The sequence below is a fragment of the Streptococcus sanguinis genome (assembly GCF_050225395.1).
Classification (GTDB): Bacteria; Bacillota; Bacilli; order Lactobacillales; family Streptococcaceae; genus Streptococcus.
Window position 1 is genome coordinate 1,438,393 of record NZ_CP071431.1, and the last position, 26,383, is coordinate 1,464,775.

At 42.6% G+C, this 26,383-nt stretch carries 29 protein-coding genes; 1 reads left to right on the forward strand and 28 read right to left on the reverse strand.

The window, feature by feature from the left end; translation table 11 throughout:
- Positions 1-10: 10 nt before the first annotated feature.
- The 28 genes from J1C81_RS07095 to J1C81_RS07230 form a co-directional block, all read right to left on the reverse strand.
- Entirely contained in the window at positions 11-1,354 is a 1,344-nt protein-coding gene (locus J1C81_RS07095) for a hypothetical protein (protein ID WP_002915431.1), read from the reverse strand.
- A complete protein-coding gene (locus J1C81_RS07100; RefSeq protein ID WP_032909734.1) occupies positions 1,345-1,974 on the reverse strand; it encodes a hypothetical protein in 630 nt (209 codons plus the stop codon). Before J1C81_RS07100 ends, J1C81_RS07095 begins: the two co-directional genes overlap by 10 nt.
- Before the next feature lie 265 nt (positions 1,975-2,239).
- The gene (locus tag J1C81_RS07105; protein WP_002915433.1) at positions 2,240-2,803 is read right to left on the reverse strand and encodes a hypothetical protein; all 564 of its coding nucleotides are present in this window, start codon (positions 2,801-2,803) and stop codon (positions 2,240-2,242) included.
- A gap of 322 nt (positions 2,804-3,125) precedes the next feature.
- Positions 3,126-3,716 carry a hypothetical protein gene (locus J1C81_RS07110; RefSeq protein ID WP_002915434.1) on the reverse strand — a complete coding sequence of 197 codons (591 nt, stop codon included), beginning with the start codon at positions 3,714-3,716 and terminating at the stop codon, positions 3,126-3,128.
- Positions 3,717-3,874: 158 nt separating this feature from the next.
- Positions 3,875-4,528, reverse strand: a complete 654-nt coding sequence (phoU, locus tag J1C81_RS07115; RefSeq protein WP_002895767.1) for a phosphate signaling complex protein PhoU — start codon at positions 4,526-4,528, stop codon at positions 3,875-3,877.
- 14 nt (positions 4,529-4,542) lie between these two features.
- Positions 4,543-5,301 (reverse strand): phosphate ABC transporter ATP-binding protein PstB, encoded by a 759-nt coding sequence (pstB, locus tag J1C81_RS07120; RefSeq protein ID WP_009660526.1) that lies wholly within the window; start codon positions 5,299-5,301, stop codon positions 4,543-4,545.
- A 75-nt stretch (positions 5,302-5,376) separates the two neighbouring features.
- Positions 5,377-6,180, reverse strand: coding sequence for a phosphate ABC transporter ATP-binding protein PstB (gene pstB, locus J1C81_RS07125; protein ID WP_002900574.1), 804 nt, complete (start codon positions 6,178-6,180; stop codon positions 5,377-5,379).
- A gap of 10 nt (positions 6,181-6,190) precedes the next feature.
- The gene (gene pstA / locus J1C81_RS07130) at positions 6,191-7,075 is read right to left on the reverse strand and encodes a phosphate ABC transporter permease PstA (protein WP_002913666.1); all 885 of its coding nucleotides are present in this window, start codon (positions 7,073-7,075) and stop codon (positions 6,191-6,193) included.
- The gene (pstC, locus tag J1C81_RS07135; RefSeq protein ID WP_002895771.1) at positions 7,065-7,982 is read right to left on the reverse strand and encodes a phosphate ABC transporter permease subunit PstC; all 918 of its coding nucleotides are present in this window, start codon (positions 7,980-7,982) and stop codon (positions 7,065-7,067) included. Before pstC ends, pstA begins: the two co-directional genes overlap by 11 nt.
- Complete coding sequence (locus tag J1C81_RS07140) at positions 7,979-8,860, reverse strand: phosphate ABC transporter substrate-binding protein PstS family protein (protein WP_002897767.1); 882 nt, start codon at positions 8,858-8,860, stop codon at positions 7,979-7,981. The genes pstC and J1C81_RS07140 overlap by 4 nt, the downstream gene beginning before the upstream one ends.
- A gap of 131 nt (positions 8,861-8,991) precedes the next feature.
- Positions 8,992-10,296, reverse strand: a complete 1,305-nt coding sequence (locus tag J1C81_RS07145) for an RsmF rRNA methyltransferase first C-terminal domain-containing protein (RefSeq protein WP_002915435.1) — start codon at positions 10,294-10,296, stop codon at positions 8,992-8,994.
- Entirely contained in the window at positions 10,297-11,067 is a 771-nt protein-coding gene (locus tag J1C81_RS07150) for an inositol monophosphatase family protein (RefSeq protein ID WP_032909735.1), read from the reverse strand.
- Complete coding sequence (locus tag J1C81_RS07155; RefSeq protein WP_002915437.1) at positions 11,057-11,335, reverse strand: UPF0223 family protein; 279 nt, start codon at positions 11,333-11,335, stop codon at positions 11,057-11,059. Before J1C81_RS07155 ends, J1C81_RS07150 begins: the two co-directional genes overlap by 11 nt.
- A 2-nt stretch (positions 11,336-11,337) precedes the next feature.
- Positions 11,338-11,739 (reverse strand): Spx/MgsR family RNA polymerase-binding regulatory protein, encoded by a 402-nt coding sequence (locus tag J1C81_RS07160; protein ID WP_002906786.1) that lies wholly within the window; start codon positions 11,737-11,739, stop codon positions 11,338-11,340.
- Between the two features lie 111 nt (positions 11,740-11,850).
- A complete protein-coding gene (locus J1C81_RS07165; protein ID WP_328284756.1) occupies positions 11,851-12,780 on the reverse strand; it encodes a bifunctional riboflavin kinase/FAD synthetase in 930 nt (309 codons plus the stop codon).
- Between the two features lie 247 nt (positions 12,781-13,027).
- Entirely contained in the window at positions 13,028-13,906 is an 879-nt protein-coding gene (gene truB, locus J1C81_RS07170; protein ID WP_002915439.1) for a tRNA pseudouridine(55) synthase TruB, read from the reverse strand.
- A 177-nt stretch (positions 13,907-14,083) separates the two neighbouring features.
- Positions 14,084-14,881: a hypothetical protein gene (locus tag J1C81_RS07175; RefSeq protein ID WP_032909736.1), complete on the reverse strand. Its 798-nt coding sequence runs from the start codon at positions 14,879-14,881 to the stop codon at positions 14,084-14,086.
- Between the two features lie 78 nt (positions 14,882-14,959).
- Entirely contained in the window at positions 14,960-15,151 is a 192-nt protein-coding gene (locus tag J1C81_RS07180) for a hypothetical protein (RefSeq protein WP_002915441.1), read from the reverse strand.
- A gap of 30 nt (positions 15,152-15,181) precedes the next feature.
- A complete protein-coding gene (locus J1C81_RS07185) occupies positions 15,182-15,625 on the reverse strand; it encodes a GNAT family N-acetyltransferase (protein WP_002915442.1) in 444 nt (147 codons plus the stop codon).
- 9 nt (positions 15,626-15,634) lie between these two features.
- Entirely contained in the window at positions 15,635-16,906 is a 1,272-nt protein-coding gene (locus tag J1C81_RS07190) for a DUF2130 domain-containing protein (protein WP_032909737.1), read from the reverse strand.
- Between the two features lie 197 nt (positions 16,907-17,103).
- A complete protein-coding gene (locus J1C81_RS07195) occupies positions 17,104-18,078 on the reverse strand; it encodes a hypothetical protein (protein WP_002915444.1) in 975 nt (324 codons plus the stop codon).
- A 97-nt stretch (positions 18,079-18,175) separates the two neighbouring features.
- Positions 18,176-19,921, reverse strand: a complete 1,746-nt coding sequence (locus tag J1C81_RS07200) for an ABC transporter ATP-binding protein (RefSeq protein ID WP_002915445.1) — start codon at positions 19,919-19,921, stop codon at positions 18,176-18,178.
- Positions 19,914-21,680: an ABC transporter ATP-binding protein gene (locus tag J1C81_RS07205; protein WP_002915447.1), complete on the reverse strand. Its 1,767-nt coding sequence runs from the start codon at positions 21,678-21,680 to the stop codon at positions 19,914-19,916. The genes J1C81_RS07200 and J1C81_RS07205 overlap by 8 nt, the downstream gene beginning before the upstream one ends.
- An 18-nt stretch (positions 21,681-21,698) precedes the next feature.
- Complete coding sequence (locus J1C81_RS07210; protein WP_002915448.1) at positions 21,699-22,310, reverse strand: TetR/AcrR family transcriptional regulator; 612 nt, start codon at positions 22,308-22,310, stop codon at positions 21,699-21,701.
- Positions 22,311-22,632: 322 nt separating this feature from the next.
- The gene (locus J1C81_RS07215) at positions 22,633-23,049 is read right to left on the reverse strand and encodes a GNAT family N-acetyltransferase (protein ID WP_002915449.1); all 417 of its coding nucleotides are present in this window, start codon (positions 23,047-23,049) and stop codon (positions 22,633-22,635) included.
- A 50-nt stretch (positions 23,050-23,099) separates the two neighbouring features.
- Positions 23,100-23,765, reverse strand: coding sequence for an ABC transporter ATP-binding protein (locus J1C81_RS07220; protein WP_002915450.1), 666 nt, complete (start codon positions 23,763-23,765; stop codon positions 23,100-23,102).
- Entirely contained in the window at positions 23,766-24,827 is a 1,062-nt protein-coding gene (locus J1C81_RS07225) for an ABC transporter permease (protein ID WP_002915451.1), read from the reverse strand.
- A 67-nt stretch (positions 24,828-24,894) separates the two neighbouring features.
- Positions 24,895-25,503: a TetR/AcrR family transcriptional regulator gene (locus J1C81_RS07230; protein ID WP_002915452.1), complete on the reverse strand. Its 609-nt coding sequence runs from the start codon at positions 25,501-25,503 to the stop codon at positions 24,895-24,897.
- A gap of 109 nt (positions 25,504-25,612) precedes the next feature.
- On the opposite strand from J1C81_RS07230, the gene J1C81_RS07235 reads away from it, so the two are divergent.
- On the forward strand, positions 25,613-26,338 hold the full coding sequence (locus tag J1C81_RS07235; RefSeq protein ID WP_002915453.1) for a hypothetical protein: 726 nt from the start codon (positions 25,613-25,615) through the stop codon (positions 26,336-26,338).
- Positions 26,339-26,383: the final 45 nt, after the last annotated feature.

The following is a 26,383-nucleotide window of genomic DNA, read 5'->3' on the forward strand; positions in this document are numbered from 1 at the left end:
ACTCTACCTCCTAGCTTTTCTCAAAAATCTGGGCACCTTGTTGATCGATTTCTACTATCCTATCTGCAGCTTTGTTTAAATTCCCTGCAATACCAGTCATTGTAGTCATATAAGAGTTTGCTGAGGCAAGGGTAGTTGCTTCTTTTCCATCATTCCAAGCAGTTGACATGCTCAACTCAGATAATAAGCCCTCTACCTCATCAGAAGAAAGATTGTGGGCTAGGGTATAAGCTGCATTGCTCAGTTCTGAGATGTGTGCTTCAACTTTCGATTTTGCACTTGCTAACTTATCTTTAATCTCTTGCTCATAGACCTCAGCTTGAAGCTGAGCAGTTTGAGCACTTGTACGAACGAGTTCCTCTCTTAAACTAATTGTTTTGTCGCCAGAACTGGTTCTTAATGAGGCATGCAATTCATCAATGTATTCTCTATTTATAGCGATTAAATCCTGCTTAGAAGGCTCAGGAGCGAAGTCTCCATATTCCTTTAAATACTCAAGGACATAATGATCAGGATTTTTTTTTGCATAGTCTAATCCATAATTTGCGGTTGCGGCATTTATTTCGTACATTTTTGCTTTAAGTTTTGCAATCTTTTTGACTTGCTTTTCGGTCATGCCAGAGCAGAAAAGACCATTTTTTTCATACCATTCAAAATCTGGCCTATTACCTTTAATCTTTGGTAACCCAGCATTATGATGTTTTCCCTCTACAGTAAATACTTTTCCATACGGAATGTTCCCTCCATGACCATCCCAACTTGTTAAATCTTTCCCTTGATCACTGTATGAATGTAAGTGTTTATTAATATATGCTAATTCTTCATCACTAATACCTCTATAGTCGGCTGTATTTTTTGTCAACGAATTCCACGCACCCCAGTCCATGAAATTTGTAATCTTTTGGACTTTCATTTCCGCAGCTACTTTAGCAACTGCTGGTCCCGCTTGACTAAATCCCGACATATTACTGATATCAACTTCTTGTCCTTTGCCAGCCATTTTTTTAGCACTAGCTAATGATTGATTATAAAATTCTCGAACGTCCTTTGTCTGTTCTGTTAATTGATTTCTTGCCAGTACCGCATTAAATCCAGATTCTATAACATGGTTATTATTTTCGTTATTAGGTGATTGAGTACCAGCAACCACGATGGTCGTTTGACTGTAGTCTGGTTGTCCTTGCTTATTAAGAGGCGCAACGGCAATGGCTTGGGTGGTTTCGTTGACTTCGTTGATTAAGACATATTTTTGTCCTCCCCTTTTTAACGAAAAATCTTCACCAACATCATGGTCTTTAATTATTTTTAGAACTCTTGTTTGCAATTGCTGTACCTGTTCATCATTCAACGCCATTCCCACTCATTTCCTTTCCTAATTTCTGTATTATAGGCAACTTCTGCTTCTAGGCTGCCTTTTTCACTTTTAACCACATCTTTTAGTTGTCCATCTTTAACAAGTGCTTCAATATTTTCATCCATTGCGGGGTTGATTGTTAATTTAGCTTTTGGAGGCAAACTTTTGTAATTCGTTATATCAAGAAATTTACCATCTACATCAATTTCAATCACTTCCTCATCAAAACCATTAAAATCTAACCGTAGATCTCCTAAAAGACCGTAGCTTGCATATCCATGCTTACCAACTTTTCGCCCTAAATAAGCCTTATTCCCATGATTGTCATAAATTACGGGAACGATATTAGCATCGAACATAGTCTGCCCATCCCCACCTTGCACAAAAATTGGTGAAAACTCAATTTTACTAACTCCTGAATAGTGTTCTTTTATATAAGTTGCTAGTTGTTCTTCCAACAAACGAAATCCGCGTTTGTAAAGTTTTACTCCTTTATCGTCTAAAACATCACTAACATTATACGGCGAGTTTTGATGTTCAATCCATTTTGTCATACAGTATCCCCCTCCTGAAACTAAGGTAATTAATACAGCTATAATTGCAAGTTGTTTTTTCTTCATTAACTGTCACCTCTATATCTAAATGAAAACGAATCCATTTTTTCTGTTTATAGTACACAATATTGTATTTTTTGCCGAGTACTTCTGCCATATTATCCATAAACAGAAACCTCCCCATTTAATCAAAGATTATCCCCATTCTGAATAACTCCCTCTTTTAATTTATAAGTTGTAGTCTAATTTCGGCATTCGGACTTCCTACATCTGATGCCTTAACATCTTTTAGCCTTACTAAGTGTTATTTAATATAAACAATGCCATTCTGTCAACGCCATTCCAAATGGTCTCCTTTCCTAATTTCTGTATTATAGAGAATTTCCGCTTTTTGACTACCTTTTTCACTTTTTACCACATCTTTTAGGTGACCAGCATTGACAATCGCTTCAATATTTTCATCAATTTCTTTAACAGAATTAAGTTTTGCATTTTCAGGTAAACATTTACTATCAGATATATCAATAAATTCACTACCAACTCTTATTTCAATGATTTCTTCATCCCAGCCATTAAAATCGAGTCTAATACTACTAAAATCATCATAATGAGCAAATGTTTGATTTCCAATTTTTTTACCTAAATACGCCTTATCTCCATATTCATCATAAACTATAGGAACAATATTGGCATGAAACATATATCGTCCGTCACCTCCTCGAACTAGTATAGGTGAAAATTCTATTTTAGTGACTCCGGAATAGTGCTCTTTAATGTAAGTTGCCAGTTGTTCTTCCAACAAACGAAATCCTCGTTTGTAAAGTTTCACTCCTTTGTCGTCTAAAACATCACTAACATTATATGGAGAGTTTTTGTGTTCAATCCATTTTGTCATACAATATACTCCTCCTGAAATTAAAACTACAAGAACTGCAATGAGCGCAAATTTTTTTTCTTCATTATTTACCTACCTCACACCTTTATGAAAACGCTTTTATTTTTTAATTATAGTATATCATAATATTTCTAGTCATACCATTATTTCTGGTCTCATTCATTTTTTATAAAAGCGCTCTCAATTATCTGTTTATAATATCTGGATTCTTTTACATAAAAAAGTTTTATTTCAAATCCTATAAATAACTTCGCTTTCATTCTTTACGTCTTTCTTAAGATCTAACTACATTCTTCGAACCTCTTGATCAGACAAAGCCATATCATTCTTCCTCTTTACTTAGCTTAACATTGTAAAAGATTTTAGCTTCTGGGCTTCCCTTTTCATCCTTAATAACATCCTTTAACTGACCGTATTCAACTAATAATTCCATATTCAAATCAATCCCTTTAGCTCTTGTGAGTTTAGCTTCATCAGGTAAATGTTGCGCGTTAGAAACATCAATGTTATTCCCGTTTGAGTCCTTTAAATCTATAGCTTCATTTCCACCTCCATCAAAATTAAGAATTATATGTGAGACGATACCAAAGCTACTTGGATACACATTATTAACTTTAGTGCCAAGAATGGCTTTATTTCCATGCTTATCATAAATAGTTGGACGGATATAGACATTTGAGAAAGTTGACCCTTCCTCAGTAACGTAGATTGGGGAAAACTCAATCTTTTCAAGCCCTGAGTAATGCTCTTTTATATAAGTTCCTAGTTGCTCTTCCAGAAGTCTAAAGCCTCGCTGATAGAGCTTGGTTGTTTTGGGGCTAAAGTTAGGTTTGGTTAGTTTGTTGTATATATAGATTCCGCCTGAACCTAACATGACCAAAACAGTAATCATTATAAGGATCTTTTTCTTCATAAATATTCTCCATTATGTACCCATATAAAAATATATAAATTTTAACTCTACTCTTGTAGTATAACATAGTTAGTTGTAAGTTAAAACACAAAACAGAATGCTAACCATACTTGAGATTATACAAAAAAGACACGAAATAAATCGTACCTTTTTTATCATCACAACTCAATAATTTTACCTGTTTCAAAGTAAACAACCCATTCACAGATATTCTTGGCATAGTCGCCGATTCGTTCCAAGTAAGAGATAACTTGGAAGTAGTCACGGCCAGTCACAATCAGCTCTGGATTTTGTTTGATTTCCTCAGTAGCGAGATCGCGAATATCATCAAAGTATTGGTTGATTTTCTCATCCATAGCTGCTACAGCATAGGCTTGGTCTACATTTCCATTGAGGTAGACGTTCAGGGTTTCTTCGACGAAATTCTTAACATCGCGCCCCATCTTGCTGATGGCATCTTCTACGGACTCAATGCGAACTTCTCCCTTCATCCGAACAGTAGCTTTGGCGATAGATACGGCGTGGTCACCCATGCGTTCCAAATCACTGCTGGCTTTCAACACGGTAATAACGGTCCGCAAATCCTGAGACACAGGCTGCTGCAGGGCTATGATTTCTAGAGATTTCTTCTCCAGTTTCACCTCGTATTCATTGACTTCAGCATCGTCTTCAATGACCTGACGAGCCAGTTCACGGTCATGCGTGACAAAGGCACGAACCGTTCGGTTAATCTGCGATAGTACTTCGTTTCCCATCGCGTAGAATTGATTATGAAGTTTTTCTAAATCTTCTTCAAATTGTACTCTAAGCATAAGATTCCTTTCTGTTATCCGAATTTACCAGTAATGTAGTCTTCGGTCTCTTTGTGGGCTGGATTAAGGAACATCTTCTTGGTTTCATTAAATTCAATCAAGTCTCCACCAAGGAAGAAGCCGGTCTTTTCAGAAATCCGAGATGCCTGCTGCATGGAGCGAGTGACCAAAAGCATGGTATATTTGTCTTTCAGACTGTAGAGAGTTTCCTCGATTTTCCCAGCTGAGATTGGATCCAAGGCTGATGTCGGCTCGTCCAAGAGAATGATCTTAGGACTAGTAGCTAGCACGCGAGCCACACAAACCCGTTGCTGCTGACCACCGGAAAGACCGATAGCGGAATCATGCAGACGGTCCTTGACCTCATCCCAGATAGAAGCGCCAATAAGGGAACGTTCTACTGCTTCGTCCAAGACGGCCTTGTCCTTAACACCATTAATCCGAAGTCCATAGACCACATTTTCATAGATAGTCATAGGGAAGGGATTAGGCTGCTGGAAAACCATTCCGATTTCTTTGCGAAGCTCTACCGTATCTGTCCTCGGACCATAGATATTGTGACTGTTATAAATGACCGTTCCTGTAGTCGTTACTTCTGGATTCAGGTCGCCCATTCGGTTGATTGCCTTAAGCAAGGTTGACTTACCTGAGCCTGACGGTCCAATCAAAGCCGTAATCTCATTTGGCATGAAATCAAGTGAAACGCTATTAAGGGCTTTCTTTTTATTATAATAAACCGACAAGTCCTTGACTTGCAAAATAGGTTCTGTCATACGTTTTTCCTTCATTTTATTTTACATTCAACCAAAGACTAAGCTTGTTGAATCGTGATGAATACGGACGGCAGCTTAACCAAAGTGGCCTGAAACATAGTCATTAGTGGACTGAAGCTTGGCATTTTGGAAAATATTAGCCGTCTTATCATACTCAATCAAGTCGCCCAGATAGAAGAATCCAGTGTAGTCACTAGCACGGGCAGCCTGCTGCATATTGTGGGTCACAATGATAATGGTATAGTTGTTCTTAAGCTCAAACATGGTTTCTTCCAGCTGCATGGTCGCAATCGGATCCAAGGCTGACGCTGGCTCATCCATGAGCAGAATGTTTGGTTTGACTGAGATAGCACGGGCAATGCAGAGCCGCTGCTGCTGACCACCAGAGAGTGTCAGGGCTGACTTGTGCAAATCATCTTTGACCTGTTCCCAAAGAGCTGCTTGCTTAAGTGAGGTCTCCACAATCTCATCCAAAACCTTTCTATCTCTGACACCAGCCCGTTCATGAGCAAAGGTAATATTTCGATAGATGGACTTGGCAAAAGGATTTGGTCGTTGGAAAACCATGCCGATATGCTTACGCATTTCATAAACATTGATTTCAGGGCGGTTGACATCAATCCCCTCATAGAGAATCTCTCCAGTCACATTGGCAATATCAATGGTATCGTTCATGCGGTTGAGGCTGCGAAGATAGGTTGATTTACCTGATCCAGAGGGGCCAATCAAAGCAGTGATTTTGTTTTTTTCAAACTGCATATCAATGCCCTTGATGGATTCCTTTTTACCGTAGTAAACATGCAAATCCTTGGTCGACAGGGCTACCTTTTCTTCAGGAAAAGTAATGATATGTTTTTCATTCCAATTATATTCTGTCATTTCTTCTCCTTTAAGCAGAGGTTAATTTCTTATGCAGATAGCTGCCCAGTTTGCGGGCTCCCAGATTAAAAATCAAAATGAAGATTAGGAGAACCGCTGCTGAACCTGCAGAAACAGCCGTTCCATCAGGAATTGTTCCCTCGCTGTTGACCTTCCAGATATGGACGGCCAAGGTCTCAGCCTGACGGAAGATAGAGATAGGGCTGGTGACGCTGAAAATATTCCAGTTGGACCAGTCAAGAGCTGGAGCTGATTGACCTGCTGTATAAATCAAGGCTGCCGCTTCACCAAAGATACGACCGGAAGCTAGTACAATCCCTGTCACAATACTAGGCAAAGCTTCTGGGATGACCACATGCAGAACCGTTTCCCAGCGGGAAATTCCCAAGGCCAAACCAGCTTCACGCTGGGTGTGGTGGACATGGCGCAGGCTATCTTCGACGTTCCGCGTCATCTGAGGCAGATTAAAGACAGTCAGAGCCAAGGCACCAGAAATGATTGAGAAGCCATACTCAAACTGGACAACAAAGATTAAATAACCAAAGAGCCCAACTACTACCGAAGGCAGGGAAGACAGAATTTCAATACAGGTGCGGACAAAGTTGGTCACTGGTCCTTTCTTAGCATATTCTGACAGATAAACCCCAGCCCCCATAGAAAGAGGCACAGAGATAATCAGAGTAATCACTAGCAGAAAGAAGGAATTATATAGCTGAATCCCAATACCGCCTCCTGCTTGGTAAGAAGAGGATTTCCCTGTCAAAAAAGACCAGGAAACATGCGGAAGACCTCTAACTAAGATATAGAGGATAAGAGAGGCAAGGATGGCAACAATGATACTCGCTATTGTGTAGAGAATACCAGTCGCCAATTTATCTAATTTCTTAGCGTGCATAGTTTTTCTTACCTCTTTCTTTTGTAATTAGTTTAATCACACTGTTAAAGGCTAAGCTCATCATCAAGAGCACCAGAGCCAGAGACCAGAGAACGTTATTATCCACTGTTCCCATTACGGTATTTCCGATTCCCATGGTCAAGACAGAGGTCAGTGTAGCTGCTGGTGTAGTCAAAGAGGTTGGAATCACCGCAGAGTTACCAACGACCATCTGGATAGCCAGGGCTTCACCGAAGGCACGCGCCATTCCAAATACCACAGCTGTAAAGATACCTGAGCGAGCAGCCTTGAGTGTTACCCGCCAAATAGTCTGCCAACGCGTTGCGCCCATAGCCAGACTTGCTTCACGGTAATGACGTGGCACAGCACGCAGACTATCCGTCGTCATAAAGGTTACTGTCGGCAAAATCATGACAAAGAGCACAAAAATACCAGACAAAATACCAAAACCAGTACCGCCAAAGACTGTACGGACAAAAGGAACCACGATTTGCAGACCGATAAATCCATAAACAACAGACGGAATACCAACTAAAAGTTCAATAGCCGGTTGCAGTATCTTTGCTCCTTTTGGAGAAACCTCTGTCATAAAGACAGCTGCACCAATCGCAAAGGGAGTTGCTATCAGGGCTGATAGAATGGTAACAATAAAAGAGCCTAAAATCATTGGCAGGGCACCGAATTCCTTACCAGAGGGATTCCAGACACCACCAAAAAGAAAATCAAAAACATTAACACCGTTGACAAAGAAAGTAGATAGACCTTTCTGAGCAACGAAGATTAGAATCATAGCCACAATCACCACAATCAGTGACAGACAGGCAAAAGTCAGATAGCGGCCAAACTTCTCCAAGCGAGAATTTTTAGAAGGCGATAACAACTTTTTGGTTAATTCCTCATTTTTCATTTTGAATCTCCTTCTATTGCTGTGACATTCCCATCAGCGTCCTTGCTGACTTTCATATCGTTGATTGAGATATAGCCCATGCTAGTAACAACCCCTTTTTGAACATCATCTGACAGCATATAGTCTAGAAACTCAGCAGCCAGACCAGTCGGCTTGCCCAGTGTATACATATGCTCATAAGACCAGAGCGACCAGTTATTGGTAGCAACATTTTCTGCTGTTGGCTCGTAGTTATTAAGTTTCAAGGTTTTTACAGACTCGTCAACATAGGCAAAGGCTAGATAAGAAATCGCACCAGGAGTTTGCGAAACGATATTTTTGACCATACCGTTGGAATCCTGCTCTTGACTCTGCACAGCTGATTTCCCATCCATGATGACACTGTCAAAGGTTGCGCGGGAACCAGAGCTAGCAGCACGATTGATAATCGAAATCTCCAAGTCTTTACCGCCCAGCTCTTTCCAGTTGGTGATTTCACCAGTAAAAATTTTCTGCAGTTGCTCGGACGTTAGATTATCCACGTCAACTTCTTTATTGACAATCACAGCAATACCGGCCACAGCGACCTTATGGTCCACCAAGTCAGAAGCTTTGATTCCTTCCTTCTCTTCAGCGAAAACATCCGAGTTCCCGATTTCAACAGCTCCTGACTGCACTTGAGACAGACCTGTACCAGATCCACCACCCTGTACATTGACCGTTTTACCAATGTTGTTAGAGCCAAAGTCATCAGCTGCCGCTTCAACTAAGGGCTGCAGAGCAGTTGATCCTACTGCTGTCATGGATTCACCACGGTCAATCCATGATGAACAAGCTGATAAGGTGAGTCCTAAGCCCAGAGCTGTCAGCGCTAAAGCAAATTTTTTCAATTTGTTCAAAAGATTTCTCCTTTAATAAAATCAAGAGGATGGGAAGTATCTTTAGTATTTCTTACTTAGCAGAAAGAAGCCTTTTTTCAATACATTCACATCTTCAACTATATCATATAATACCAGCTTTTCCTAATATTTTATCTAAATCTCAGGCCTTTTGGGAAATAATTTTTCAGGGTTTTTCCAGTGACTTTTGCAAAGCCCAGACCGTTCCCGCCAAGGACTAGTTGGTACCAGCCGTTTGGCTGCGGTTTTGCCAGTTCAATCGTCTCACCTGCCGCATATTTCTTGAAGTCCTGATTATTGATTTCAACTCGATTTAGAACTTCGCTGGGCTTCATAGCCAATCCTAGGGCAAAGCTAGGCTCAAAGCGATTCTTCTTAAACGTTCCTAGATGCAAACCGTTACGGGAAATCTTTAGCTTGGACAGGTCTGGCAGGCCAGAAGGCAACAAATACAGATTGTCCCCAAAGATCTGCAGCTCTCCAGTCAAGATTGTTTTTAAATGCTTGCTCTCAAAGTCCTGCCAGAATTTTCTTTGCTCGCTCGTCAAACGATTCTTACCTGATTTAATTTTCTTACTGCTATTCTCACCAGTAAAGCGAAAGTGAGCTGCAAACTGACCTTCACCTTTGAAGCGATGCGGATACATCCGAGCTGTCTCAGGAAAGCCAATTCCTTCAGTCATTCCGTTTATCTTAGGAATATCAATCAGTTCAAGAGGAAATTCTTCCAGTAACCAAGTAACGATGTCTTCATTTTCTTCAGGAGCCCAAGTACAGGTCGAATAAACCAGACGACCGTCCTTAGCAAGCATGCTCATAGCAGCTGTTAAAATCTCTCGCTGGAGCTGGGCGCATTGGGCTGGATAATCCGGAGTCCAATACTGAGTAGCATCCGGCTGCTTGCGAAACATGCCCTCGCCCGAACAAGGAGCATCCAGCACAATCAAATCGAAATAACCTTCAAAGACCTGAGCCAACCGCTCAGCTGATTCATTGGTAACAAGCACATTTCTAGCACCATAGCGCTCAATGTTCTCCACTAAGATTTTAGAGCGTTTGCTGTTGATTTCATTGGAGACCAGCAGGCCCGTATTATCTAAAAAAGATAAGAGATGAGTTGACTTGCCACCTGGTGCTGACGCCAAATCTAAGACTTTCATCCCCTTAGTTGGTGCTGCTATCTGAGCCACCATCTGAGCTGCTGGCTCCTGCGAATAAACCAGACCAGTCACATGCTCAGCAGACTTGCCAGACACCTTGCCATAAAAGCCCCAGTCTGTCTGAGGAATGGCATCTGAGAAATTCTGCTGGCCTTCTTTCAGAGGATTGCTGCGAAAGGCCGAAATCGGCTCCTCGTCAAAGGTTGCAAAAAAATCCGCCGCTTCTGCGCCTAAAATCTGCTCATATTTTTCTTTAAAACCTTTAGGAAAGTCCATCTACTGCTTCCCCTTTTCTAAATAAGGCTTCAGAGCCGATAGTTTGCACTTAGGCGCCATCATGACAGGCTGCCGAGTCTGGAAATTTAGCTGACTGCCATCCAAGGTCTGGACGATAAAGCCTAGCTTCTCCGCCATAATCGAAGCCGCCGCATAATCCCAAGGCCAGTTGTAGGAAAAATAAGCCAAGAAACCGCCAGACAGTACCTTGCTAAAGCTAATCCCAGCACTACCATAAACACGAACCCCTAAACATTCCCGAGCCAAGTCTGCCAAGCCCCAATCATTGGCTTGCAGCATGCCGGCATTGGAAGCCATGAGAAAATCTTGAAAAGGCCGATCCTCAAAAGCAGGAAGTTTCCTGTCGTTACAATAGATATCAAAGTCTCCGCCACCATGATAGAGCTGGTCTCTGGTCACATCATAGATCAAGCCAAAACGACCAATGCCCTTTTCAAAATAGGCAATCATAACGGCAAAATCAGCCTTCTGAGTGATAAAGTTGGTGGTTCCGTCAATCGGATCAATCACCCAGACATTGCCATCAGCAATATTATGTCGGAGTCCATTTTCCTCCGCTAAAATAGCATCCTGAGGATAGCGGGCTAGAATCTTAGCCACCAAATCATCCTGAACCTTCCGGTCCATCTGGGTGACCAAGTCGGTAGCACTGGTCTTTTGACTCACATCCAAATCATCATAGAGATGTTCCCTCAAAAAAGCACCAGCTTGGTAGATGATTTCTTTAGCAAAATGAAATTTATTTTCCAAGAGAAATGCTTCCTTTACCTTTACTTTTTGCCTCTTGAACAGCACGATAAAGCGAATAACCGCTGACGTTTTCAAAGTCACGGCCGATTCGCTTCTCTTGGCCCTTGCTAGGAACAACTTGCTTGAAAGCCGCATAGGACTTCAAGAGCTTTTCCGCTTGGACTTTCTGTTCATAAGCTGCTTCTACATCATTAAAAAAAGAGAGCACCGAAGCAAGCTCTTCAGTGCTCCACGATAAATCTAGTGGGTAACTATAATTTTTGTTCATCTTTACTGAATATCTGCCCGCATGGTTGCGGATCTTAACTCTTCCTTACGATAACTCCGAGGCAGGAATGCACGAATTTCATCCTCGTTAAAGCCGATTTGCATCCGTTTGCCATCTAAAATAATTGGGCGTCGCAAAAGACTGGGATTTTCCTCAATCAACTGAATCAAGGTTGAAATGGACAAATCCTCCACATCCAAATCTAATTTCTGAAAAATTTTTGAGCGAGTTGAAATAATGTCGTCTGTACCGTTCTCTGTCAGAGAAAGAATGTGTTGCAATTCGGGAGCTGACAGAGGGCTCGTCATGATATTATGTTCCTGAAAGGGCACTTCATGATTTAGCAGCCAAGCACGCGCCTTACGGCAAGAAGTACAACTCGGCGATAAAAATAATGTAATCATGCGTTTCTCTTCTAATTCTGTATAATAACTACCTCTATTATACTAAATTTTATTTGGCTTGACTATATTTTTTTGAAAATTGCTGCCGAATGTCATGAAAATATAACTTTTTCAACTATTTCGATAACCAGTCCAACTTCTAGCGATCCGTTCATCACTCTGCAGCTGAGCAACCAAACTGTCAATACCTTCAAACTTAACCATCTCGCGAATCTTATGCAGCCAGAAAATCCGAATGGTATCACCATAGATATCCTGAGAAAAATCAAAGATATTAACCTCAAAACGAAGTTCATCCCCGTCAAAAGTTACATTTTTCCCAACACTAGCCATACCGCGATAGCGCTGACCATTGTGCTCAACATCCGCGACATAAACGCCATCTCCTGGAAGAAGGACTCGATCCAAAGGTGCTAAATTGGCTGTTGGATAGCCAATCGTCCGTCCTCTGGCATTGCCATGAACCACAATACCGCGAGTAGATAGAGGATATCCTAGCAATTCTTGAGTTTTCAGCATATCTCCGACAGCAATCGTCTCCCGAATCCGAGTGGAAGAAATTTTCCGATTATCCAGATTAACCGAAGGAACGATAACAATCTTGCCATTAAAATAATCTCTCAGCTCATGTGACTCTTTGCGGTCTGAGCCAAAATGATAGTCAAAGCCAGCTACCACGGCTTTGGCACGCAGACGAGATACATACTTCTCAAAAAAGTCCCGAGCTGTATTGCCCGCAAAATGGCTAGTAAAATCAATCAGGTAAAGATAGTCAACACCTAAACTTTCCAACTGCGCCATCCGGTCTTCAGGACTAGCCAGATGCAGCATGAGTTCAGGCTGATAGCGGACAAAGGCCAGCTTAGGAGACTCTGGGAAGGTTAGTACTGCAATCTTTAGGCCTTGCTCCGCAGCAATTTCTCTCGCTTTCTCAAAGAGTGCCTGATGGCCCTTATGCAGCCCATCAAAATAGCCTAGAACAAGGACCGTATCTTCTGTCTGATCAATCCCTTTTTCATCTATAATTCTCTTGGTTATCATCATTCCTCTATTTTACTACGCATTTGCTATTTTTACAATATCCGTTCCACGCGAAACTGCAAAACATTCAAAAAAATTTTACTGCTCTAGTCAGGACGTTTGTCAAAAACTGAAAAAAGCAAAACAAAAGGACAGCAGTTGTGCAGTTGCTGTCCTTTTGTGAGGTTTAATGAAATTATTATAACATGCAAGCGCACATTTCATATTACAAAAGAGTAACAATCTTTTGACATTTCTACTGCGGATATTAAAGGAAGACCTTGCGAGGCTTATAGGCTGCTTCTCGCTTTTCCAAAATGGCTACTAACTTCTCCTTATAAAAGCCAGCTAGCTCTGCTTCTTCTGACATCAAGCTGATAAAACGACCGTTCCTCACATCCTCAACCTGCTCGTCTGAGAGCTCAACCGTCACTAAATCTCCGATTCCTAATTCGAGTGGTTGGAGGAAGGAAAAATCATCTACTGCTACTCGCTCTGCTATTTCATCCAGGGTCAAGGCATCATCTAAACTCATACCCGCTGAGGAAGTCCGTGTCAGCTGGGACATGTGACTGGCAAAGCCAAGCTTGGCTCCCAAATCAACAGACAGGATTCGGACATAGGTCCCCTTGCCACACTTGACTCGAAAACGAAAGCGTGCTTGTTCACCTTCATAGGAAATCGGACTGGTGCGCTCGAAACTATATATGGTCACCTGCCGCTCTGGCCGCTCCACTTCTTGACCCGCTCTTGCATACTCATAAAGCTTGCGGCCATTGACCTTAACTGCAGAGTACATGGGCGGAATCTGGCGAATCTCACCGGTCATGGACTCCATCACTTCATCAATGAGAGCTTCTTCTAAAAGCTCCGTCACTGGCGTCCACTCTAGGATGTCTCCGCTGGCATCCTCTGTCGTAGTTGAGCAGCCTAGAGTAATCTCCCCCTCGTAGACCTTGCCTTCCTCCTGCATAAACTCGACCAAGCGCGTCGCCTTGCCCACAGCAATGGGAAGCACCCCGACCACATCCGGATCCAAGGTTCCCCCGTGACCGATTTTCTTGGTTTTTAAAATCTTGCGCAGCTTAAATACCGCATCATGCGAGGTCATGCCCGCTTCTTTTCTTAGGTTGATAATTCCGTTCATTGATTAACTTTCTAAAAATACTAAAACTCTCTTTTGGAAATCCTTGTCTGCTCTTGCATCATATTCTTGACAGGTCTGAGCCTGAATCAGCAGTCACTTTCTGTTCTTGATTTTCTCCAAAAATTTCATCAGTTTATATAGATGTTAATGATTGACTTCAAAAACTTAACGAAACCGTCACACTTCTATCCGACTTTCAAAAATCTGATAAAGCTGTTCAAGGCGGCAGTCCTCAGTAGTCGTTATTTCTTCCTCCGATAGGAGAACATTTTCCAATATTGGAAAAAAATCTTGAGCCAGTTCCCGACTGTTCAGCCAATCTGTCATCTGCTGGTTAAAGGTAGGATTGTCCGAAAAAATATAGTCAAAGTGGGCATAATCCTTTGTGTAATAGTAGTAAATCTCCTCCAGAGCAAGTAGTGCCTTGATGGGATCAGCTTCCTCCAGCCAAAGACTCCTATCTAGCAGATGGTCGGTTTCAAGGCCAGCCAGATCAAACATAACTAAATAAACCGCCACACCATCAGCTTGACTGGGTCTAAAATTAATAGTATCAAGGATAAACTGACGTGAGAAGCGACGCATAAAATCTAACTCCTGTGGCTTCCAACTGTCACTTTCAAAGTGACACCGATCCAGATTAAGAGAGTCATCGACTCTGATTTCAATGTAGTGAGCAATCATCTCTAAAATCCGAGGCAGAAAATGCCTGATTTGGTAGTCGTCATCACTCTTATTAACCACCGCGTTGAGGTATTCATAGATTAACACCTCACTCAGTTCCCTGACAGGAATGGTTTGCAAAGCTCTGATATTCTCCTCGGAGATGCAGACGGGGCAGGTACAAAGGGTCAGAGGAAAGAGCAATTCGCAATTAAACAGGGTGTAGGCCTCTTCTAAAAGGGCTTGCATAGCAGAGCTGAGGTCGGGCTCCTTCGGTATTTTCGGTCTAGTCTTAGCTTTTTTCTTTCCCATACTCATCCTCCTCTACGTTCATCGCAAAAGCTAGGCTAGTCTGACGAAAGCCATGGTTTTGGTAAAAAGCATACGCAGCTAACCGTTCATCATTAACGCTGTTGCTAAGCCCCTATAAGCTAGGGCAAGCATTTGCGCCATTCCCTTAACAGTCGCCAAACCATCCCCTAGACCTGGGATGATGACCAGTGGTTTCTTACCTTTTCCAAAGGTCACATAGTCCATGCTCTTATTGTTAAAATATAAGGTTTTCCCTTTTGTTGAAGACATTATTTCGTTTTCCTTACTATTTTATCATGTTTATTCATATTGACTTTTTAAATGCAGAGCAAAGCCGGCAGTCACTTTTTCAAATCCAACCGCCTGATAAAACTGATGTGCAGCATTTCGTTCAGCAGTTAATCCACTATTTAGAGCCAGTGCCTTAACTCCTTCTTTTACCGCTTGTTTTTTCAATTCATCAATTAGCCTACTAGCAATTCCTTGTCGTCTTGCTTCTTTTGCAACTGACAAAGCTAAAATACGATAGTAAGATCCATCTGCTTCAAAAAAGAAGAGCTTTGCATAACCTAAGAAACCTAAAATTTCTCCGTTTCTTTCAGCTAAAAGACAGCCATAATGCGGCTGAGAAAGAATCGTTTCTAAACGTCGAGCTAGCTTAGAAGCGGTCGTTGGATAGCCCAAGTCTTCGTATAAAGACAGTAAGGCTTCAGCATCTTTCGTGGTTGCTTTTCGTATCTGCATAGGATCCTCCTAGTCACCCTTCAAAGCTTCAAACTTAGCTTTCATGGTAGGGTTTTTGCGCGTCAGTTTCTTGACAGAGACATCGTCCAGCTTGTTGTTTGCCAAGCGCAACTGGTTTTCAGAGGTCGTCAGGAACTTCTTGACCTCTTCCATCCGGCGAATTGCCTTGTCAATCTCTTCGATTGCTTTGCCAAAGTTGGTCGAAGCAGACTGATAGTTCTTGGCGAAAGCTACTTTAAAGGCATCCAAATCTTCCTCAAAATGCGTAATATCAATATTCTGCTCCCGCACCAAGGCCAATTCCTGCTTGTACTGGAGCGAGTTAAGCGCAGCATTACGCAGGAGGGTAATCATGGGCAGGAAGAACTGAGGCCGGATAACATACATCTTCTCATAGGCATAGGACACATCGACAATACCCGAATTGTAGAGCTCACTGTCAGCTTCAAGAAGTGTCACCAAAATGGCATACTCACAGCCTTTCTCCCGCCGATCCTTATCCAACTCTTTGAAGAAATGCTCGTTTTTCTTCTTGGTCGCTGTCTCATCGCCTTCATTTTTCATCTCAAACATGATGGAGAGGATTTCCACGCCATTTTCATCTACCTCGCGGTAAATATAGTCGCCCTTGCTGCCTGTTCTTGCATCATTGTCCTTGCCAAACTCCGCTCGCGGGAACATACCCATACGGTTCTTGTTAAACTCATACTCGCAGTGCTGTTCCAAACTCTCACCAATCATCTTAGTAGACTGCTTGGCCTTAAAATCCTTGTAGAACTCTATGGTCTCATCTTTCTGCCGCAGCTCTACCTCATAGCGCTCTTTGAGCGAGGTCTGAGCCAGAGCCGCTTCCTTTTCTTGCAAAACTAGCTGGTTCTTAACCTCGTCGCGCTCTTTTTCCAGCGCATACAAGGTCTTTTGAAGCTGATTTTCATGCTCCAAGCGCAGAGTTATTAGCTGACTTTCCAATTGCTGAACTTCCTTATCCTTCTCCTGCAATTGAAGATTAGCTGTCTGCTCCGCCTCTTTCTTTGCCAATTCCTGCTGGGTCTCAAACTGCGCAATCTGACTTTGAAGATTATTAATTTCCTGATCTTTCTGCGATAGCAGGGCTTGTTGGGCATTCTGGGATTTTTGCTCTGCTAAAGCCAGTTCCTGCTCAATCCGAGCATGAATCTCCTTGTCAAACTCTGCAGTTCGAACCTGCGACAAAAGCTCACTGTACTGGCTCTCATTGACAGTAAAAACCTCCCCGCAGTTAGGGCATTTGATTTCGTTCATGGGTACCTCTCGTTTAAAATTAAAATCTTTATTCCTTTTCTTTGCCAAGCTGATAGATTATATCGCTATCATTTATTATTTGCTATTCTTTTTTTCATCATTCTCCCAAATTCACTAATCTGCTTTTCATGACTATCAACTATTATACCATTCCTGCCAATAAATGAAAAACAGCAAGCCAATGGCTTGCTCGATTTTTACGGAATTAAAATGCTATGTCCATGATCCCCTGGGAGGTAATAAGATATGTCTCCTGCACTGCTTCCTAGTCTACTCTTACTAAAAATGGAATATAGCTTTGAATCATTCTCAGAATCAATGACAAAACGTCCATTGTCAAAACTTATAGATGCAGACGCTGAAGAATCTTGAAAGATAGATTGTTCACTCTGAGAACGAACCACTCCTTTTATGGTTGCAACTTCTTCAGGATATTTTTCAAAGGATATATCGAAACTAAGTTCTCTAGAAGAAGATGGAAAATAGGACTGATATTCACTCAGACGAATACTTTGAATCTTTCCCAATGATTGTTCGAGTTCTGGAAGTTCCCTATACAGTTCTGATTGAATCGCTGATTTGAAATTTTCCTGATGTACTTGCAGCCATTCATTAAAGAAACGAGTCGCCCTTTCTTTTTGAACCCGATACACGATATTCTCTCCTGAATCAGCAAGAGCATTCGAAAAATTATACAAGACTTCCTTTGCCTCATCCTGCTCTCGCTTCCAATCCCAAGAAGAGTCTTCCGATATTTCAATCTCGCCCATATACCAGATACTCATATCCTGACTTTTGTCTTTATAAGGGTTTGGATGGATAAAAGTAAAGGGTGCAATGCCAGCATCTGGAAAAGACAATTCCGCTCTTAATGATTGTTCTTTATTATCATTGACGTAGGCTGAAAAATAGATATGATAATTCCCACTCACGTCACCGCCATTGTCATACTCTCCGCTAGCAGAACCTGGCAAAAGTGTCACAGACTTTATACGTTTCTTTTCGAAATCCAAGTTTTCAATTATCTTTTTTTTGATAGAATCTTGATGCTCAAGAATAAACTTACCATCGTTACTATATTGAGGCTTAGTCAAAAATGGTAGATTTATAATAAGAATCGGAAGGGCAATAACAATGAAAAGAATAAAAATCCACTTTTTCGATTTAAACATGAGACTCCCTCTTATTTTAATTAACAAAGATAGTTTTATTATACCATTCTTTTCTCAGATGAAAAACAGCAAGCCGTTGGCCTGCTGTTTCAGTTTATCAATCCGCCATCTCAATCCGCCAGCTGGCGGCTGTTTTTCTTTCTTGGATAAATTTACTGTAGATACCTTGTTTGGCTAGTAAGTCTTGGTGTTTGCCTTGCTCGACAATACGGCCTTGATCCAGCACCAAAATCTGGTCTGCATGCTTGACTGTCTTAAGTCTGTGGGCAATCATGATAATGGTCTTATCGCGAGTCAGAGCCTGAATAGCCTGCATGAGGGCTTCTTCATTTTCTGGGTCAACATTGGCTGTTGCTTCATCCAAAATGATAATAGGAGCATCCTTGATAATTGCCCGTGCAATGGAAATGCGCTGGCGCTCACCTCCAGAAAGACTGGCACCTCCTTCACCAATCTTGGTGTCATAGCCATCAGGCAGCGAAAGGATAAAGTCATGACAAACAGCTTTTTTAGCAGCCTCTATCACTTCTTCCTGACTGGCCTCTGGTTTGCCAAAACGAATGTTATTAGCAATGGTATCCTCAAAGAGATAAACGTTTTGGAAGACAAAGCTGAAATTGCGAATCAGGCTGTCATAGCTGTACTCCCTGACATCATGCCCATCCAAACTGATGCTTCCCTGGTCCACATCCCAGAAGCGGGCGATGAGGTTGCAGAGCGTTGTTTTGCCTGATCCAGATGGTCCGACCAGAGCAGTTGTTGTTTTTTCGGGAATGGTGAGGGAAACCTGGTCAATGATTTTCTTATTTCCATAAGAAAAGCTAACATTTCTCAGCTCAATCCTGCTGCTCTTAGGATCAATATCCTGACCGCTGATGTCCATCGGCTGGATAGCCAAGACTTGATTGACCATATCAACCGACAAATCAACAATGCGTAGGAGAGAAGAGAAAGAGCCAACGCCGTCTAGATTTTCATAAATCATAAAACCACTGACAATCATCATAATGGTTACCAGCAGCTCCATACTGCCATTGAGATAAAAGTAGATAGAGAAAAGCCCCATAAAGAGACCGGTCAGCTTGGTCACCATGCCCTGGAGGGCAATGTAAGGTGAGGTCACAAGTGTCATTTTGGTATCTAGCTGACTCTTGCCTTCAATAGCTTTGGACAGCTTCTTGGCAGAACGGTTGACCAGATTGTAGTTCTTAACTTCAGCAATCCCTTGGCTATACTCCAAAACAACGGCTACCAGGTTCATATCCGCCTGATACTTGTCATCAGAAACCTTGCCAACTTGCCAACGCATGAGGGTATTGGGCAGGAGAAAGAGAACGAGACCCACCAAGAGAACCAGACCAACCCGCCAGTCATAGAGAAAGACTAAAACGGTGATGAGACCAGTCGTCAGAAAGCCCTGCACAGTCATCATAACCACTCTGGTAGCTACATCAGACAACCCTTCCAGCGTATTAGTCGTAACACTGGTAATCTTGCCTAAGCTATTTTGATTAAAATAACCCATGGGTAGATAGCGCATGTGCTCGGCAATTTCAATCCGCTTCTGAGCACAGGTATGATAGCCTGCTTCCGTCTGAAGCATGGTAATTTTCAGGGTAATCCAGACGTTTAGCACAGTGGATACCAACATGATACCCAGAGCCAGCCAGAAGGTCTGCATAGAAAGATTCTTTTCAATCAGCCCCATAACGACTAGGCCGATTGCTGGAATACGCAGAGCAATGATAAAGGACTTGATGACGCCCAGATAAATAGATTGATAAAATTTCCTACGGTCCTCTGCCGTACAGAAATCAAAGAATTTCTTCAGTATATTAAGCATGAGTCAGCCCTCCTTCCATTTCACCACTATCCCTAGTAGCTATATGGGCTTGCCACATGGAAGCATAAAGCGAACTGGCTGCCAGCAATTCTTCATGTCGGCCTCTACCTTCAATCCGACCATTATTGACCAGAACTATCTGGTCTGCACTCACAATCGTAGACAGCCTGTGGGCAATGACAATCAAGGTCCGTCCCTCAATCAGACGAGCTAGACTGGACTGAATCCGCGCTTCATTTTCCGGATCTGTATAAGCAGTCGCTTCATCCAAGATAAGAATCGGCGCATCCTTAAGCATGGCACGGGCGATGGCAATCCGCTGGCGCTCACCACCAGATAGATGCCCGCCGCCAGATCCGACCTGCGTCTCAAAGCCGTTTTCTAAGTTCATGATAAAGTCATAACAGCCACAGCGACGGGCAATTTCGATGACCTCTTCATCAGAAGCTGCTGGATTTCCCATCCGGATATTTTCCATAATAGTCTCATCAAAGAGATAGTTACCCTGGGTCACGTAAGCAATCTGCCGACTATAATAGTCTAGCGGAAGCTGGCGAATGTCCAAGCCACCATAGGTAATCTGACCAGAACTGACATCCCAGAAAGAAGCTAAAAGCTTGGCAATTGTAGACTTGCCCGAGCCTGATGGGCCGACTAAAGCATTGATGCTGCCAGCCTTAATATCTAGCGAAATGTCGTGCAGTACTTCCTCTTCATCTGTATAGCCAAAGCTGACATCCGTCATGACCAGATCCCTTCCTTTTGGAAGTTCTCTCAGCTCCTGAGGCCTTTTCAAATCAGGCTTTTCCAAAATATCAATGACTTGACCAAAAATAGTCCCGATTTTCCGTAAATCGTCCATGTAGCTAGCTACTAAAATCAGAGGAGTCAGAAGACTGAGCGACAGAATAATCATTAGAATGAAATTGCCGGCAGTCAAGCTACCTTGCAGATAGAAATAACAGCCAGCCGGTAGTAGAAAGAGCAAGCCTGATGGCAGAAAAGCAGTCACAATCCCCATCTCCAGATTGAACTTGCGCATCCACTCAATAAAGCAGTCTGCTCCTTCTCTAGCAGCCGTCACAAACTTATCATAAGAAAATTTTTCCTTGCCAAAAACCTTGATGACTTCAATCCCATTGATGTATTCCACCGCTGTATCATTGAGCTTTTTGGTCTTGAGCAGAGTATTTTGATAGTCTGCTTCGCTATTGACAGCCATCCGAATATAGGCCAATACCACAATAGGAATAGTCAGGAGAGACAGCAAGGTCATCCGCCAATCGATGACTAGCATGGCAATGAGGACAATAATCGGACCAAAAATCCCAGCGGTAAACTCTGGAATCAGGTGAGCCAAGGTCGTTTCGGTCGCATCCACCCGCTCGACAATGATGTTTTTATAACTGCCTGATGACTGACTAAGCACTGTACCTAGAGGCAGCCTAGCTAGCTTGTTTGTCAGGCGGCGCCGCATTTCCGCTAAAATCTTAAAAGTAGCCGTATGCGACAGCATGGTAGAAATACCGTGGAATCCCCAGTAGCCAATCCAGGCCAGACCCACCCATGCTGATTGCTGCAGGTAGAAATCCCAGTTTTTATTGCCAGCCAAGAGCTGATTAATCATTCCACCAATAAAGAAATAAGGCAGAAATCCTGAAATCACAGAGGCAAAGGCAAAGATCAGACTGAGCACAAAATATATCTTATGAAGGGAAACAAAGTCCCAGATCCAAGTAAGGACAGATTTTTTCTTCATAGAATTTCCTTCTTTCTATCAAAAACCTAGCAAACCTCCCCAGTCAAACAAGTCCATGATGGAATGGCAAAATTCCAGCGCCTGCTCTTTGGGCCAGTCTTGAGCCAAGGGCTCAAATACAGCTGTGTAATAAGCTGTCATGCACGATCGCAGAAACTCGTGTTTGACCAGATGATTAATCTTCCCCTCTTTGTAAGCCAGCTCCAAATAGCGATAAGTCTCGTCTGCTGCCAAATGAGGCAGACACATCCTGAAGTCCGCTTGCGAAGAACCTTGAGATTTAAAGAGCAAGAGCTGCATAATATCCTTATGTTCATAGAGAATCCGCATCAGGGACTGGAGATCCTCCAAGCGATGGGCCCACATATCAGATAGGTGTCCCTCTTCTAGGAAAGCATAGTCACGTCGCTTCTGCTCTTGTCCATACTGTTCTAAAGCTGTCAGAGTAGGCTCAAGCAAAGCAGTAAAGAGACTGTCCTTACCCTCATAGCGCTTATAAAGTGCCCCAGTTGTCAAGCCAGCAGCGTGACAAATTCTCCGCAGTGAAGCATCTTGATAGCCATAAGCTAAGAACTCACTCCTTGCGCTTTCCAAGATTTTTTCGTTTAACTCATCTGTTTCTTTTTTCATGGTTTCAATTCGATAACACTGTTATCGCCTTTCTTCTTTTATTATAAATTCTGACAATTTAACTGTCAAGGAAAAACAAAAGAGACCAAGAAATATTTTCATCGGTCCATATCACTTCCTCTTGTAAACATGACAAAAGAGGGTGGGACAAAAGTCCTAGCCTCTCAATTGTCTTTGGATTGTCGAGCAAGACGCAGTGGTTGAGTGGGCTCTACTACGCTGATTTCATCAGCTTTTACAGTCCTACTCAACTGTGCGGAGGTGGGACGACGAAATCGAATTCTAACGAATTACCGATTTCTGTCCCACTCTCTCTATAATTTTACTTTTTATCAGGTGCATAAATCATACCGGTACAGTCAAAATCTTCCTGTCGGCGAAAGCCGAGCTCTTGATAAAACGCTAGATTTTTATCTGACTGCTCCGTTGCCAGCTGGATTTGGTAAACGACCTTAAATCTTTCCAACGTCTGCTGAAGAAGGCTTCGGCCAATTCCCTGACGCTGGTAGTGTGGATACACCAGCAAATCCTGAATAAAGACAATGGTAAGCCCATCTCCGACCACTCGGATCAAACCAGCCAACCTGTCTTCGTCATAGGCCGCCATCACAAACAAAGACTGATGGTATGCCTGCTCTAACTGCTGAGGACGATTGGTGTAATTGCTCCAACCAACCGAAGCATAGAGGTCTAGCACTGCCGCAAAATCTAGCTGCGGATTTGTTTTATAATGAATCATAGTCCTCTCCTTGTTTTTTCTCTGTTTGTTTGCAAAACACTTCTAAAGCTTTATCGAACTTGAGTCAGCACTCCGTCTTGCATCTCATAGACCTTGTCAACTTCGTCCAGCAGGCGGGTATCATGAGTAATCATGACCACGCTCTTATGGAATTTCTGGGTCACCTCTTTGAGCAGATGAACCACCCGCTTAGCCCGCTCTGTATCCAGACTAGCTGTCGGCTCATCAGCCAAGATAATATCTGGGCTATTGTAAAGCGCTCTAGCGATAGCAGCTCTCTGCCGTTCTCCGCCAGACAATTCTTTCGGATACTGCTTGAGTGTTCCTTTAAGATCCAGCAAATCAATCAGACTGTCTAGATCCGTTCTTTCCTTTTTAGATAAGCGGTCAATCAGCTGAAACTGGTCTTCGATTTTCAAAAAAGGTATGAGATTGGAGGCTTGCAAAATGAAGCCGAAATCATTGAAACGCAGGGCAGCCCGTTCCTTTTCCTTGAGCTGGGAAGTATCTTTCCCATGCAGGAGAATCTGTCCTTTTGAGGGAGTTTGTAAATGCCCCAGCAAGGTCAGAAGGGTTGTTTTACCCGAACCTGACGGCCCAATAATAGCTACAAACTGCCCCGCTTCCAATCGGAAATCAGTTGGTTTCAGGGCTTGAACCAGCGTATGCCCTTGACCATATTCTTTTGTAACCCCTTTTAGTTCTATGATTGACATTTATTCACCTCCAATCGCTGTGATAGGGTCAATTTTCAGAACCCGGTGAATGGACAAGAGTCCGCCAGCCAGTGACATGAAAATAATCAGGACAATCAATCCAGCATAAGCTCGCCAGTCACTGTAAAAAGGCATAGAAGCCGGCAAGACTAGCTGGGTTCCCAAGAGAGCCAAGACAGCTAAGCTGATTCCCAGAGTGGACAGGATGAAAATCTGCCAAAAAATAGAAGCAATAATCTTCCCACTGGCAATTCCTTGGGCGCGCATAATACCATAAAGATGTGTCTTTTGGATGGTAATGATGTACATGAAAATTCCCAATACCAAAAATGTAATCAGAACCATGGCCCCAATCATAAAGGAAAAAGTCAGTACCTGAGGCTGATAACCAGGGATATTTTCTATAAAATCACTCATAGAGAGCTGACTAAGTCCAGCTTCTTCAATCTTCTGACCATCCTTGACCACAAGTGCGCTGATATTCTTAACCTGACTAGAGCCGTACTTTAATTCCCTGAAATCATCTATATCCATAAAAATTACAGGTTGCGTAAAGAAGCTATTATCCTCTGTGAAACCAACAACCTGATAGAGGTGCTCACTTCCATTAAGCTGAAGCTGGTCGCCTAGTTTCACACCTTTTTGCTGGAGACGCTTATCCGCAATAACTTCATAAGCAGTTTCGGCAGGGCGTCCCTCAATAATGTCAGGCGCTAGAAAACTATCCCAAGAGAGACCAAAAACCTGAGCATTGAGTTTATCAGTCCCATCTTCATAATTGGCCACTGCTGACGTTTGTCCCAAAGCAGCGATTGAGTCCCCTTGAAGCAGGCGGCTGTATTCCTCTTCCTTGAGAGTCGAAGCTATTAGATTCTTATTTGCGTACTCCGACAAAACGATCGACTCAGCCTGCCATTGGTCCAAAGCCAAGCGATTGAGCCTAGCCAAACCGACGGAAAGACTAGATAAAAAGAAAACCATATAGGTAATGAGAAAGACCACAGCAACCACTAAACGATAACGCCCACGGCTATAGACAATCTCTTTAAAAGCTAAAAACAAAGCTGTCCTCCTTTGAGATATTCGAGACTATTATACCATAAAGAAGCAAGCTGGAAAAACTATCCTGTCAATCCCCCTGCATATGCTCTCTGACAAAACCTGCCAGACCGACAGAGGTCACCCTAGCATGAAAATCACTCATTTGCTGAGCCTTATAGCGAGGATGAGCCAGCCAGTAAGTCAGGGTTCCCATAAAGGACGCAGCTTGATGATTCAGGAGCAAATCCGCTTCTATCTCCTCTAAATGTGGATTCCCCAAGGAAATACTCTGCCAGAAAATCTCCCTCAGAGCTTCCTGCAACCGCCGCGAACTAGTTGGACTGCCATTTGGACCAAAAAGAATGGCCAAGTCTTCCAAGTGAGGCTCAAAAAAATGAAAAAGATTTTGTTTCTCATGAATATAGTCTTCCACTTTAAAATCCTTTTCTAACTTGAACAAGCAGGCAGAATCTAGAGCCTCTTGATAATAGGCCTGCAAATCATCTAGCAAGCGGTCTTCTATCTTCTCCAGCAGATCATATTTGTCCAAATAATGCCGATAAAAGGTACTGCGATTCACCTCTACCAAATCAATCAGCTGACGAATACTGATTGTCTCAAAAGTCTGCTCTTTCATCAACTGCAGCAAGCTAGTCTCTATCCGCTTTTCTGTCTTTCTTATTTTTTTCTCATACATGCCATTCACCTCAAAATGCAACAGTCTCTCTAAAATTGATGCTTGTATGCTATCCAGCTCCCACTATATAATAAATATAAGTAGAAGACAAGAACAAGAGGATTAAAAGATGAAGATTATGATCAATCAAAAGGAAGTTAGTCAAGAAAGAATTGAACAATGGAGAAAGCAAAGAATCCATAAAGCAGCTAAGATACTTAATCTACAGCTGCCTAATACTGACAACACGGAGATTTTAGACCAAGCCCTACTGGAAGCAAAAATGAAGCTGACATACGAGGAGCTAATCCAGCAAATCGGAACCAAACTCAAATGGAGTCAATATTTGATGAAATGGGCAGCCAAATGGTCCAAGAAACCACGAAAAAGAGCTGTTGTAACGATTTTTGCAAGTGGACTGACTGCCGCTTCTTTCAGTAAATGGCTAGAAAAGTTGATGTTAGAAAAGACAAATGTTCATAAACGAGTCAATCTTGGTGCCTGTCCGGATCATTATGCCTTGCAGCCGCACGGCGGCATACTTGAAGTCATTGAGACAGCAGGAAACAGCCCGCTGCCAACACAGTTTTTTCTTAATCTTGGTGGTGAAGCTGAGATAGAGGAGCCTCGTGATGCGTCTTATCCCTTCCAAACTGTCGGTGCCGCCAGTCTAGCGAATGGCTGCAATATCGGTGGAATTCGCCATCAGTTTCGCGATACAGAAAAAGGCCTAGAAGCCCGATTCTGTGTTGAATTCCCCAGCCTTTGTCCAGACAGCCTTATCAAAGAACACCAGCTCCACCTGGCTGCCGAATGGTCAAGATGGATAGCTTGGTGTAGAGAACATAAAGAATGAATTTCCTTTCCTAAAAATACCTATCAAGCCATGCAAAAACAGCCT